This window comes from Candidatus Mycoplasma mahonii, assembly GCF_030550815.1.
GTDB classification, from domain to species: Bacteria; Bacillota_I; Bacilli_A; order Mycoplasmatales; family Metamycoplasmataceae; genus Mycoplasma_O; species Mycoplasma_O mahonii.
The window spans coordinates 333968-348924 of record NZ_CP114583.1 but is presented as its reverse complement, the minus strand read 5'-3'; the positions used below and the strand labels follow the sequence as shown (position 1 = coordinate 348924).

12 protein-coding genes are annotated in these 14957 nt (G+C 26.5%); 11 read left to right on the top strand and 1 reads right to left on the bottom strand.

Going from position 1 to position 14957, the window contains the following annotated elements:
* The first annotated feature begins 241 nt into the window (after positions 1–241).
* From O3I44_RS01715 to O3I44_RS03660, 11 genes are all read left to right on the top strand, one after another.
* Entirely contained in the window at positions 242–778 is a 537-nt protein-coding gene (locus tag O3I44_RS01715; RefSeq protein ID WP_303717468.1) for a hypothetical protein, read from the top strand.
* Positions 762–3059, top strand: coding sequence for a DUF262 domain-containing protein (locus O3I44_RS01710; RefSeq protein ID WP_303717467.1), 2298 nt, complete (start codon positions 762–764; stop codon positions 3057–3059). Before O3I44_RS01715 ends, O3I44_RS01710 begins: the two co-directional genes overlap by 17 nt.
* A 169-nt stretch (positions 3060–3228) precedes the next feature.
* Positions 3229–5586: a GmrSD restriction endonuclease domain-containing protein gene (locus O3I44_RS01705; protein ID WP_303717466.1), complete on the top strand. Its 2358-nt coding sequence runs from the start codon at positions 3229–3231 to the stop codon at positions 5584–5586.
* A gap of 543 nt (positions 5587–6129) precedes the next feature.
* Positions 6130–6789 (top strand): PHP domain-containing protein, encoded by a 660-nt coding sequence (locus O3I44_RS01700; RefSeq protein WP_303717465.1) that lies wholly within the window; start codon positions 6130–6132, stop codon positions 6787–6789.
* Positions 6789–8420, top strand: coding sequence for an AAA family ATPase (locus tag O3I44_RS01695; RefSeq protein ID WP_303717464.1), 1632 nt, complete (start codon positions 6789–6791; stop codon positions 8418–8420). Before O3I44_RS01700 ends, O3I44_RS01695 begins: the two co-directional genes overlap by 1 nt.
* 1 nt (position 8421) lies before the next feature.
* On the top strand, positions 8422–8682 hold the full coding sequence (locus O3I44_RS01690) for a hypothetical protein (protein ID WP_303717463.1): 261 nt from the start codon (positions 8422–8424) through the stop codon (positions 8680–8682).
* Positions 8683–8740: 58 nt separating this feature from the next.
* Entirely contained in the window at positions 8741–8941 is a 201-nt protein-coding gene (locus O3I44_RS01685) for a KTSC domain-containing protein (protein WP_303717462.1), read from the top strand.
* A gap of 6 nt (positions 8942–8947) precedes the next feature.
* On the top strand, positions 8948–11128 hold the full coding sequence (locus O3I44_RS01680; RefSeq protein WP_303717461.1) for an ATP-binding protein: 2181 nt from the start codon (positions 8948–8950) through the stop codon (positions 11126–11128).
* A gap of 1223 nt (positions 11129–12351) precedes the next feature.
* Positions 12352–12633, top strand: coding sequence for a KTSC domain-containing protein (locus O3I44_RS01675; protein WP_303717460.1), 282 nt, complete (start codon positions 12352–12354; stop codon positions 12631–12633).
* A 285-nt stretch (positions 12634–12918) separates the two neighbouring features.
* Entirely contained in the window at positions 12919–13722 is an 804-nt protein-coding gene (locus O3I44_RS01670; RefSeq protein ID WP_303717459.1) for a hypothetical protein, read from the top strand.
* 344 nt (positions 13723–14066) lie between these two features.
* A complete protein-coding gene (locus tag O3I44_RS03660; RefSeq protein ID WP_373317541.1) occupies positions 14067–14204 on the top strand; it encodes a DNA/RNA helicase domain-containing protein in 138 nt (45 codons plus the stop codon).
* Here the strand turns inward: O3I44_RS03660 and O3I44_RS01665 are convergent.
* Positions 14194–14928 carry a tyrosine-type recombinase/integrase gene (locus O3I44_RS01665; RefSeq protein WP_303717458.1) on the bottom strand — a complete coding sequence of 245 codons (735 nt, stop codon included), beginning with the start codon at positions 14926–14928 and terminating at the stop codon, positions 14194–14196. The two genes, O3I44_RS03660 and O3I44_RS01665, sit on opposite strands and share 11 nt — an antisense overlap.
* Positions 14929–14957: the final 29 nt, after the last annotated feature.

Below are 14957 nucleotides of genomic sequence, written 5' to 3'. Positions count from 1 at the left end.
AATAATAAATTAGATATTGATCTTTCAGAAATTAGACATGTCTGATATGAATCACAAGTTTAAACCAAAACCGAGTTCCTGATCCAATGAAAGAGGAACTAAATAAGACTTATTTTAAAAACAAGTTATTAGTCAACTTGATTAGGGGAACAAAAGCTATATAGGCAGGCTGGTAATTCAATAGTAGTTACAGTTCTTGAAGATATATTTAAATTTATTAAAGATTTTGAAAGGGGTGTGTATGAATAAATATTGAATGATAGGAACAGGTGCAAGTACCTATTTAAATAAGTTTATCACACTTGTGGATACAGGAATTACAACAGGGGAAGCCATTCACTTAATTGAAACAGAAAATAATTATGAAGTCACATTATCAAATGGAAATGTAGTAATGGATTTTAATTCAAAATCAACAGCAAGACAATATTTCGAAGTATGAATTGCACTTGGCTTCTTATTAAAATTGAATAATAAATTTAGAATTAATACAAACTTGAATTCATATGATGAATTGGCTATCCTTTCAAAAATATACATAACTAAAGAATCTAGTGATTTAAGAACACAAAGATATAGAAATACAATATTGATTAATATATTAGTTACATCAAATGTGATCAATGAAAATGATATATCGAAAAAAGAAATTCGAACAGTTCGAGGATTTCTTGGCATTGACACAATTAATAAACTAATTAGTAAATATGAAAAAGAAATTTCATGAGATAAGAAATATGTTCGAAAACTTAAGGAGAAATATGACAAACAATTTTAAAATAATGTTTGATTTCACATTGACTGAAAAACATTTGGAAATTACACAATCAATTGGAAAAATTGAATCTTCGATATTTGATAATAAACTAGAGCATGTTTTTCTTGAGGGAAGAAGAATTTTAGAATTAATTTTCTCCCATTATTATGATGAAATTCCTAGTTTAGATTTTGTTATCAACGACTATAAAAATAAACATGCAATATCATCTAAGGTGAAAAATGCTTTATATAGTATAAAAATAAAAGCAAATGAGAGTGCTCATTTTGTGCCTAGGAAAGTTGATGAACCTTATATAATAGACGATGATGTATTTTCATCAATTGAATTCTTGAAGCAAATTTACATTGTAATAAAACATTTTATTATGGAGTTAAATGATTGAAGTGAAAGAGATGATGATGAATATGAATTTAATTCATCAATATATGGAGGCCTTTTTTCGGATAAAGGCACATCAAATGTATCTAGTGAAGATATTATGGCAAATTCCGACTCTCTAACATCAAAAACAAAAGGAATATTTGAAATAATTTGTTCAGAATATTCTTTCCTAATACCTACATATCAAAGAGCATATACATGGACAGATGATAATGTCGGAATATTTCTTCAAGATATTAAGGATAGAGTAAAAGATAAAAAAGACCATTATGTTGGATCTCTTGCACTTGCAATAGACAATAAGAATAAGCTCATGAGAATAATAGATGGGCAGCAAAGAATTACAACATCTTTGCTAATTATTAAAGCAATTATAGATAGATTCAAGAAATCAAAAATATTAAAAATGCCAAAAGAACTAGATGATTTATCTCCATCATTAGCTAATAAGTATAAAAATACATCTAGACAATTTGGTGAAATTCATTTTATTAAGAAAATTTTAATGGGTTTAATTACAGATGATAAACCTTTTAAAAATTCAAGAGCTTTTAAAAATTTTGAAATAATTAATGATTTTCTTGACAAAATGAACGATACTGATGTTGATGAATTTTATACAACATTTGTATACTCATTTGTTGTTACTGAGCTAAAATTTAATAATGATGTAGGTAATGAAATACAAATTTTTGAAAATCTTAATAGTAAAGGATTGGATTTATTTCAATGAGATTTAATTAAAAATTATATATACAAAAATATTGAAGTAAAACTCTTGATTAATCATGAAGATGCGATTGATCATTTGCTTAATGAACTCTTCCTAATACCATCAACGTCATGAGGAAAGAAGCAATTCGTTATTCTACAAGATTTTTTCACATTCTATTGCCGCATTGAGCACAAAGAAATCCATAATGAAGCATTAAACGAAAAAGGTAAAATACATAAAATATTTGCTAATGTATGGCCAAGAAAAAAGACAAAGTTTGAGTCAGTTGAACAATTAAGAAAGTCCCTTTTAAAGCCAGCCAGGTTGTTTACAATATATTGTGAACTAAAATCAGGCGCTTATAGAGAATCAAATTCACAATTATTTGTATTCAAATTACCAATCGAAAACACTTCAATAAAAAATGTCCATTTCCCACTAATGATGAATGTTTTATACAATGAATCTATTTTTGAGGGACAATCAATTAAGAAAATCAATAACAAAGAAAAAATCCTTTTGCTATTTGAAGATATAGAAAAATATATTATTAGATTACTAGTGGTTAATAATGTTGGTCAATCATTATCATTTTTCTTTGATAAGCTAATTTCTCCCACTTTGAAAATAAGTCACCAATTATTTATTGAGGGCATTAGAATTCCCGGAAAAATATCTTCATTACCTAGTTTTAATGATTATAAAAGTGAATTGCAAACAAAGAATGACTGACAACCGTCATATGCCATAGCCATTCTAAAGAGATTGGAAATTGTGTCATCAAATAATATCACCAACAAAAGATATCAAATACTTCTTAAAGCTTCATTAGAACATATAATGCCTCAAAAAAGAAGCATGTCTTCAACATGAAGGACTCAATATGGTGATCATTTCACTAACCAACTATTTAACGAAGAATACCAAGGTTCATTGAACAAACTAGGTAATTACATAATACTATCTCAATCCCTTAATTCTAAAGTGAAAAATTCTGATTTTAAAATAAAGATTGATCATTATAAAGAAGATGGTGATGCCAAATTAATAACAGGTAATTTTACAAAACCACTGATGAATTTGTTAATAAAGGATTCTTTTACATTTGAGGACATCGAAAATAGAACAAAGGAGCTAGCGAATTTACTTGCACCTTGATATAAATTTGACTTCGAAAAATAATAATTTTTAAAGATATGCTCCCATTAATAAGGCGTTTAGATAAATATATAACAATGGAATATATTGTTAATTAGATTTTTTCTTTCCAGTAAAAAATCCTTAGTAAAAAATCATTTGATTTGTGCGAAAATGTTTATATGCAAATTAATATTAAGGAGAAATATAAAATATGATAAAAAATAACATTCTGGAAAGTACATTAGGATTTACATATGTAGATGATGACAACGTACAAGGTCCATCAAGAAATAACCAAATGTTTCAAGAAGTTGAAAGATGGTCACATGAAAAAATTATTGCATTCAAAATTGAAAAAAATAGCAATGACAAGGAAAAATACAGGTTTGTATACAAAAATCATAACGATGTTTTATCATATGGTAATTGAAATAAAATAAAATCTTTTGGTTCAAATCTATTTGACTACTTACTCCTAACACCTAGTAAAATAAAACTTATGAATTCTTTTGCCAATGATAAAGAAGAAACCATTATGAATACATTTTTAAATGAGTGACATGATACAAATGAAACAATCACTATTTATGAGGACTCAATGAACAATAAAGGAAAAAATCTTTTTCCTTATTGAAAGGAATTGTCCAAAACAAACAATCACTATTCTAGATGAGTGATTCCGAGAATAAGATTGATAATATACAAAATATTAAGAAGACTTGATTTGATAAGTCAAATTGATGCACAGGATAAACTATTACTGATAACTTGAAAGATAGAAAAGCTAGAAATTATGGTGTCTGGCCTTATTGGTTCTCTCATAGATTTACCAAAGAGGGATAATGGTTGGTCGAACGCAAAACCATTGGCAAATGATTTTTTTATGAAGAAAGCTGACAATAGTTTTTCTCTTTCAGTTAAAGAATTAATAATGTCAGTAAGGGATGGCCTTATAAATGTACCTGTTTTTCAGAGAGAATACGTCTGAAACTTAAAAAAAATAATACCATTATTAAATTCTATGATTAAGGATTATCCGATTGGTTCTATTTTATTGGCAGATACAGATACAATCAAATTTAATAATAAAAATCAAATCATTGCATCAATACAATCTGGTCGCTCAGATAAAGAAATGATTGTTCTGGATGGGCAACAAAGAGTTACTACAATATTATTGTGTTTTGAATTTAAAAAAATAATAGAGAGTTCTTATAGAAATGCAAATAGATCAGTACAATCAATTGTTCAAAAAGCACAAATAGAAGATATTTGTTTAAAAGAAATTGATGGTGAATACAAATTTTTAAAGAGAACAAAAATATCTAAGGAAGAAGGTCCAAAAAATTATCTAATAACTAATAGTGATATTAATAAAAAAATGTTTGAATTAATGGGTGACTTCAAGGTATCTACAATTACAACAGATAAATTAAAAACTAATCAGCTGATAGACATTTTTAAAAATATTAATATCGGATCCCAAAAATTATCCAATATACATTTATTGCATTCCTTCCTATATGGACAAGATGATACAATAGACCTTATTGAAACATTGAAAAAGATTGATGAATCTTATATTATAAAAAGATTTGAAGTGCCAGAGGATAAAATAGTACAGATATTGAAACTCATTTATGATAACAAAACAAACAAGACTAGAACTATCAACAAACCATACAATATAAATATTTCAGCTATTTTTGAAGTAACTACAAAAGTAGAAAATGCCCGTATGTTCATGCAAGGAGCAATGGCAGCCCAGAAAGTGATTGAATTATCCATAGAAATTCTAAATGATAGATATGGATTTAAGAATTATAGATTTATACCAAATATAGCATTTCTTTTTACAACAGCTTCCATTTTAATAAAGAAGATTAAAAATCTAGAAGAAATAGATACTTTAGATTTTAAAATTACGGATGCATTAATTTCTGATATTGATAGATGATTTTCTATTATTATAAAAAAATCAATAAACAAGATTTATTCTTCTGGAACAGCAAGCAAAGTTAATATGGATATAACTAATATTTTTAATGATTATTATCCAAATGTAGAATTAAAAGCGGAATTAATCAATGAAATTAAAGAATCGAAATACGGAACCAATAGCGCCATTTACAAAATAATAATGGGTCAATTAGCTTTATTAGAACCTGTATCTTTGATAGATGGTGAGACAAAAGTCATTACTAAAGAAACAAAATACAACAAAGCTAACAACGACCAACATCATTTTTTACCAAGAAAATGTAAGTCTTTTCTGAAGTTGAGAGATGATGTAGGAGATTCAATTAGAAATATTTTCCTTATTGAAAGCAAGGAAAATAGAGCTAAGATAAAGAATAATTCACCAAAAAAATATTTAATGAAAGATGTTGATAATGTCAATATACCATCTGCAATCAAAGAAATATCTAGGACCCATTTGTTATCAGAAATTATGTTAAGAAATTTTTATAATTCAAATGAATCAGATGCCGAGGAACTATTAAAAGTTCTTATTGATGATAGAGAAAATAGGATGTACAATTTGTTAAATAAGAAGTGATCATTATAATAAGACAAGAAATCAAAACTAATAACTTCAGTTTTAGCTGTTTTTAGAAATTAACATATGAAAAATAACTAAAAATAAATTAACTAATTTAGAATGGGAATCTGCTAGATGCCCCCATGAAAGAGGATGTATTATATGTCTGTAAGTTGATATATATATTCTTGACTTTCCTGTCATATTTCTAAACTTAGTATATTTGTTATAGGTGTCAAAAATATTTGAATTATGTTGTTCATTAAGATAAACTCCAAGTACTATTCTTCATTATGAATTATTCTCTAAATACATTTTCTTTTGAAAAATTCGGATTTGCCCCATAACACATTAGGGATTTTGTCACTTTCATAGTTGATAAAAATTGAAATTGTCATTAACAATGTGCTATACAAAAATGTGAAAATAAAGAAATAAATAGTGTATAATTTTTTAGTACAGTGGCATGTACATGAGATTAAACTCGTTAATTAACAAGGAGCAAACAGCGGAAGGTGACATACCTGATGTTCCATACATATAACATAGCATAATCTCAAAAGGAGCAAGATGAAGATAGATTTACATCTTCACTCCCCAATGTCAGCTCTTAATGGAGATTCCATTAAATGAATATCAGTTAATTCAACAATTAAAACACTTTTTAATAAAGGAATTAAGGCGTTTGCATTTACTGATCATAATATTTTTGATAAAAAACTTTACCTTGAAGCAAAAACGATTGTGAAAGGTAATATGTTCATCTATCCTGGTGTTGAAGTTGATGTGATTAAAAGGGATGGAGCAAAAGCTCACATCTTAATCATCTTTCCTGATAACCTATCAGAAGATCAAATTGAAGATATCTATAATGAATCAAAACTAAAGTTAAGAAAAAGCGGAGTGAGTATAGAAACATTAAGTAATTTATTTAATAAGTTTGAAACCATCAGAATACCTCATGTAGGTAAGTCTGATTATTTTAAACCAAATGAATTACACGAAATAGATCATGATGCTATTGAAACAACATCAACCAAAAATCCGAATTATATGAAGTGAGTGAAACAACTTTCAGATAAGTCGGTCGTATCTTTTTCGGACACCCATATTTGAAGGGACTATCCCCAACAATCATTTTTATATACAGAGATTGATTATGATGGAACTTTCAAAGACTTAAAGAGCATATTAAAAGAATGTAAAACATTCAGCAAAAGGAGAATATAGTGATTAAATCAATAACAATCAAATCAAACGATCAGTTTGATAACACCAAGAAAACAATTGAATTTGGCAGAACAAATATCATCATTGGTCCTAAAGGTGGTGGTAAATCAACTTTATATGATATATTAGCCAACCTCAACAACGGCAAAGTTTTTTCAACATCAATCGATGCTTTAGAAAAACACCATTTAGAAATTGAATCATATAACATTGATGGAGAGTTATTTCCCTTCAATAATGTTGGAGAAGTTAAGATCAGCAAAAGGAGTAATGCAAAGGATGAACACTACCTTGATAGAAATGATGTCATTTATCAAGATGACCCCATCAAGAAGAACTTATCTGAGTCTTCTGATTTAAGAAAGAAAAAGCAAGATTTTGCAAAATCACTGGTTAATGAATCAAAGGATGTTAATGATCTTATTATGAAAATAAAGACATTTACCTGAATTGTTGGCAATATAGCATTAAAAAATAACTTTAATATCAATTGATCAAATTCTTTAACTATTTTAGATACATCTAAAAGTGAAGACCAAATATTATTTAATTTAAATTATTCCAGAGATGAGATAAACAGAATCCTTAAAAATGATAAGTCATATCTTAAAGAGGAGACAAGCTATATAGAATCACTAATATCGGATTATAAGAACAAAATAATGAATCTGGAAAATAGTAGTAAACAAATTATTTCAAAAAAATATACTCAAGATGCAATTAAATCATACAAATCTTTGATCGAAACAAATGAATCATTAATAAAAATTTCAAACCAAGAACATAAAAGAATCATGAGAATTGATGCTACTATCGAGAATTTTTCTGATGCTTATCGTAAAGTTGTTTTAAATTTAAGAAAAGATTTAGATAGCGCTTCAAGAATGGCTTCTTATGAAAGTCAAACAGAAAATCACTTTAAAGAGATGGGTACACTACTAAGAGATTCAAGAACAGCATTCAACAATATTATTAGAAAAGAAATTTGGCTTGATCTTAATAGGATCATCGAAACTGAAAACATGCTTGAGTTAGCCATAACTGAAAAATATGAACTTGATCAGCAAATAAAATTTGAGTTGTTAAAGAAAGTTCTCTATTCAAGTCATAATGTGCAAACATTGATCGGGAACTGAATTAAAGCTCAACTTAGTAAAACAAAAGAATTTAAAAATGAATTAATCATCAATCATTTGGCAGGTAAAGTTAAAGAGATGGTTAAGGTCCTAGCTAATGGAAAAGATTATGATACCTTATCACTTGGCCAAAGATCCATCTATGGTATTAAGTATAAATTTAATCACTCAGTTGGAAAACCAATATTCCTTGACCAACCAGAGGATAACTTGGATAACTATACAATTGCTAATGAATTAGTTAAGTTAGTGGAAAGCAAGAAAGAACAAGTATTTATTGTTACTCATAATGCTAATATAGGATTATTACCAAAACCAGACAAAATAATAGTGGCAGATTTCCAAGAAGATCAAGAGTTACAAACTATTGAACAATACAAAGTGGGGACACTAATTGAAAAACCAGAATTAGAATCTGATGGCGCTCACTTCTTAGAAGGTGGCAAAGACAAGATTACAACTAGATTAGAGATCATAGAAGGAGAAAGACAATAATATGAAACTACAAATAAAAAAGAATGAAGAAAATATCATTATTGGATTTAATAAAAAAACATTAGAAGTGTCATTAGATCCAGAAACAAATTTAACAGATTGAACAACTAATAAGATTAATGAGTTCTTAATTGATTTAGCTGATGCTGTGGAAGATGGAGATAGTATAGAAATTATTTATGATGAAAAAGAAGAAAATAAAGTTTATAAGCATATCAAAAATTTATTTTGAACCTTTAAAAAAGAATTTAATGTTGAATAAAAAAATAGAAGAAAATTTTGAGATAATGATCGGAAATAAATTTTTACAAGGAGAAATAATGTGAACAAATGTTTCTTCCACTAATGTTTGTGCAATTGCAATTAACGGGAAAGACCTGTTGGTAAGATTTAAAGATAAGAGTGTTTACAGTTATATTGGGGCGGCCAATAATTTTAAAAATATCGTGTCATCAGAATCCGCTGGAAAATATTTATGAAAAAAAATAAGGGATAAGTATAATTTCAAAAAATTATGCTAATATATCATGAATATAGAAGCAAATAAAGTCTATGGAATAAGGAACCATCTTGAAATAAATTCAAAAAAAAATAATTTGGTTATTTTTGCACCAAATGGAGTTGGAAAAACGTCTATTTCAAAAGCTATACACGAGGTTCTTTCAAATATAAAGTACGATGGAATGGATAAAAACAAAGCAAGTCATAATGAAAGAATGTTTGAAATTATAATCCTAAACCAAGTATATTCTTACAAAAACAACAACAAGCTTAATTATTCATATATATCAAACAATAAAATGGAATCAAATTTCGACTCATTAATTCCTTTAGTTGGCAACTATGATGATGCTGATATTAAAAAAGTTGTTAATGATGAATTAATTTTAGCTTTTTTTAAGGATATGAAAGATGCTGCACCTGAACATGATTTCCTAAATTTGGAAAAAATTGATGATATAATTTTATTTGTTGAAGAAAAAATGTCAATGAAAATAGAATTTGAAAAATCATTTTTAGATAAAAATATTAAGTCATATAAAAATATAATAATGGGTGCCAATGTAATAAGTGACAAAGAGAAGAAGATTGGTGAATACGCAAATTTAACAAACACAAAAACACTTGAAGATGGTGTAGATAAAACCATTGTTATTGATGGTAAATTTTTGTCTGATATAAAGGACTCTAAAAGGGGCAATGTTTTTGGTTATAGAAAAAATATTGAGGATTCATTTAAACCAATATCGAAAATGACAAATAAATACATCCAATCAATAAAAGAAAAATACACAAATGAAGATATAAACTTCTCGAGAAGTTTACAAAATATAGAATATAATAAATTTATCTTGACTAATGAATCTATCTTGAGAAAAAATAAAAATGATTCATTTTCAGCTGGAAAAAATATAACTAAATTTATTAACACATTAGAGGAGGAAATAAAACAATCAATTTCTAAAAAAGTTACTTTATGGGTAAAAGAAAGAAAAGAGGAATGGACGTCAATAAAGGAAAAATATGATTTTGAAACAAAAAAAATACGGGAGAAAGTAAATAAAAACATCGAAAATATTAACTTGTTTTTTAAAAGTGAAAATCTTGACTGGAGATTAAAAATATCATCTACTGATTCGCTACCATATAACGAAAATGTAAATATTGAATTTGATGGAGACAAAAAGACCTTTTCTGAATTCAATAAATTTGCGTCTGATGGGCAAAAAAGAGTGCTTTTTCTTATAACGTCATTGTTGTCTGAATATAAAAATAATAAATTGATTGTAATAGATGATGCTTTTTTATCATTGGATAATCATCACTTAAATGAGATATTAGATGTTTTAAATAGTAAAAAATTCAAAAAAAATAAAAAAATAATATTTACACATAATTTTGAATTGGCACAATCAATTGCATTTCATCCTATTAAAAAAAATACACAATTATGCATAATGGATAAAATTGAAGATAAAATATGATTAAATAATTCAGACAGCACTGATTTCCAAAACTTAATGAATAGTAAGGATATTATCAAAGATAAACTTTCATCGATTAAAGTGATAGTGGGAATATCTAATATATTAAGAGAGACTATAGGTTCATATTTTTCAACAAAGTATTTACCTGTGCCTGATCTTTCACAAGATGAATATACCAAATTAAAATTAGTAAATATTCATAATGGAAATAAAGATATCACTAAAGCGAACAAGTTCTTTGATCAATGTATAAGACACTTTAAAGGAAATGTAGATGTCAATCATCTTTTGAGTGAGTTTGATAGCGCTTTTGAGAAAAATGTTCTTAGAAATCTTCCAATAATAATTCATTTGAGAGAACAAATTCAATTATTGAAGAATAAAATTATTGGAGATATTGTTATTGAAGAGAAAATAGATTGAACATCTATGAAATCTCTAAATGAATATATTATAAATAAATCTTTTTTAGGTACACAAATTAGATTTATCATTGAGAAAAAACAATATTATGACAAGAGAGCAAAAAAAGCAAAAAAATTGTGAGAAAGCAAGGACAAATGGAATTTGGCATGTAATGAATTACCAGAAGATTTAAAAAAATTAAAAAAATATATGGTGAATTTTTTAGCTCATGTAAATAACGTTCAATGATCCAAAATTATCGAAATGCCGATTTATAAAATAATTAAATTAAAAAAAGAGATAATGGAGAAATAGATTTGTACTGCTATAAGGAAGTTGTGTATGTGCAAAAAGTTACATCATATGCATTGGACAAAATTATAAAGGAATGATATAATTTGTTTTGCCCAGGTATAAGTGATCTAATTTTCAGTAATAAAAATAAGGTCTTTCAATGCCATTATTGGTTCTTCTTAATTATATTCTATTAAATGTTTGAAATAGTAGTTATTTAAGATAAATAAATCTTTATTTGTATATTTATTTAAACTTTTTATCCTTAGGTATTAATCTTCTTACAATTCTATGTTCCTCTTACAGAGTTAGACATGTCTGATATGAAATCGTAGGTTTGAACAAAAAACCAAGTTCCTGATCCAATGAAAGAGGAACTAAATAAGATTTATTTTAAAAACAAGTTATTAGTCAACTTGACTAGGGGAACAAAAGCTATATAGGCAAGCTGGTAATTCAATAATTGAAAGCAAGGAAAATAGAGATAAGATAAAGAATAATTCACCAAAAAAATATTTAATGAAAGATGTTGATAATGTCAATATACCATCTGCAATCGAAATAATATCTAAGACCCATTTGTTATCAGAAATTATGTTAAGAAATTTTTATAATTCAAATGAATCAAATGCCTAGGAACTATTAAAGGTTCTTATTGATGATAGAGAAAATGAGATGTACAATTTACTGAATAAGAAGTGATCATTAGAATAAGACAAGAAATCAAAACTAATAACTTCAGTTTTAGCTGTTTTTAGAAATTAACATATGAAAAATAACAAAAATAAATCAACTAATTTAGAATGGTAATCTGTTAGATGCCCCCATGAAAGAAGATATATTATATGTCTGTAAGTTGATATATATATTCTTGACTTTCCTGTCATATTTCTAAATTTAGTATATTTGTTATAGGTGTCAAAAATATTTGAATTATGTTGTTCTTTAAGATAAACTCCAAGCACTATTCTTCATTATGAATTATTCTCTAAATACATTTTCTTTTGAAAAATTCCGATTTGCCCCATAACACATTAGGAATTTTATCATTTTCATAGTTGATAAAAATTGAAATTGTCATCAACAATGTGCTATGCAAAAATGTGAAAATAAAGAAATAAATAGTGTTATAATTTTTATGAGATTAAAACTCGTTAATTATCAATTAACAAGGAACAAACAGCGGAAGGTCACATACCTGATGTTCCATACATATAACATAGCATAATCTTAAAAGGAGCAATATGAAGATAGAGGAAAATCTTGAGATAATGATCGGAAATAAATTTTTACAAGGAGAAATAATGTGAACAAATGTTTCTTCCACTAATGTTTGTGCAATTGCAATTAACGGGAAAGACCTGTTGGTAGGATTTAAAGATAAGAGTGTTTACAATTATATTGGGGCGGCCAATAATTTTAAAAATATCATATCATCAGAATCCATTGGAAAATATGTATCAGAAGAAATAAGTGAAAAGTATGATTTCAAAAAATTAAAAGCGACATTCTTGACTGGAGATTAGAAATACCATCTATTCATTCGCTATCAGATAAAAAAATGTAAATATTGAATTTGATGGAGACAAAAAGACCTTTTCTGAATTAAATACATTTGCGTCTGATGGGCAAAAAAGAGTGCTTTTTCTTATAGCGTCATTGTTGTCTGAATATAAAAATAATAAATTGATTGTAATATAGATGATGCTTTTTTATCATTGGATAATCATCACTTAAATGAGATATTAGATGTTTTAAATAGTAAAAAATTCAAAAAAAATAAAAAAATAATATTTACACATAATTTTGAATTGGCACAATCAATTGCATTTCATCCTATTAAAAAAAATACACAATTATGCATAATGGATAAAATTGAAGATAAAATATGATTAAATAAGTCAGACAGCACTGATTTCCAAAACTTAATGAATAGTAAGGATATTATCAAGGATAAACTTTCATCGATTAAAGTGATAGTGGGAATATCTAATATATTAAGAGAGACTATAGGTTCATATTTTTCAACAAAGTATTTACTTGTGTCTGATCTTTCACAAGATGAATATACCAAATTAAAATTAGTAAATATTCATAATGAAAATAAAGATATCACTAAAGCGAACAAGTTCTTTGATCAATGTATAAGACACTTTAAAGGAAATGTAGATGTCAATCATCTTTTGAGTGAGTTTGATAGGGCTTTTGAGAAAAATGTTCTTAGAAATCTTCCAATAATAATTCATTTGAGAGAGCAAATTCAATTATTGAAGAATAAAATTATTGGAGATATTGTTATTGAAGAGAAAATAGATTGAACATCTATGAAATCTCTAAATGAATATATTATAAATAAATCTTTTTTAGGTACACAAATGAGATTTGAAATTGAGAAAAAACAATATTATGACAAGAGAGCAATAAAAGCCAAATTATTGTGAGAAAGCAATGACGAATGGAATTTGGCATGTAATGAATTATCAGAAGATTTAAAAAAATATAAAAAATATATGGTGAATTTTTTAGCTCATGTAAATAACGTTCAATGATCCAAAATTATCGAAATGCCAATTTATAAAATAATTAAATTAAAAGAAGAGATAATGGAGAAATAGATTTGTACTGTTATAAGGAAGTTGTGTATGTGCAAAAAGTTACATTATATGCATTGGACAAAATTATAAAGGAATGAGATAATTTGTTTTGCCCAGGTATAAGTGATTTAATTTTCAGTAATAAAAATAAGGTCTTTCAATTCCATTATTGGTTCTTCTTAATTATATTCTATTAAATGTTTGAAATAGTAGTTATTTAAGATAAATAAATCTTTATTTGTATATTTATTTAAACTTTTTACTCTTAGGCATTAATCTTCTTACAATTCTATGTTCCTCTTACAGAGTTAGACATGTTTGATATGAAATCGTAGGTTTGAACAAAAAACCAAGTTCCTGATCCAATGAAAGAGGAACTAAATAAGATTTATTTTAAAAACGGGTTATTAGTCAATTTGACTAGGGGAACAAAAGGTACTTTTATCTATTGTGAAGATGAGAAATTAGAAAAATGAATAAATAATAAAATTATTAAAAAATAGTATGGATCATGACATCTTCGCTATTTTTATTTACATATTTAGCAGTTGTATCTATACTAGAATGACCCATAGATAAAGAAATATCATATATTGAGATGCCCTGAGAATTGCAATATCTAGCAAATCCATGTCTAAACATATGAGGTGATAAATTCCTATTTTTATCAACTCTTTGTATTTTCATGTAAAGATTTTTATATCCAAAAGTAAAAAGTTTTTCAGTTTGAATTGTTTTGATATACTCAGCTATCTCTGTTTTTAGTCACTCAGAAACAATAACATATCTTTCCTTGTTGCCTTTTCCTCTTATTTTTATCCTATTACCTTGAATGCTTGATTGTGTTATTCATAATAGTTCACTTGATCTAATACCTGTTTCAAAAAGAATTCTAAGTATAAGATATTTTTGAAATCCCATTTTACTTCGCTTATTTATTGAAAATATGTATTTTCTATATTGATCATATGTTACATAATCACTTTTTGTTATATTTTTTTTTGGCAACGTGATATCACCAGCTCTTTTATCGCTCTTAAAAGAATAATAACTTTTAACTGCTGATAATACAATCCTCTTTGTAGAATTAGACTTATTACTATATTTTTCAATTAATTTTTCCCAATCATTTTCGCAAATTTCCAACTCAAAAATGTACCTACCATAAACCTCTATTGTTTTGTCCGAATAACCCTTTATGTTTTTTAATCAATTTGTATATTTCATACCTTTTAATCATAATTACATTAAACAAT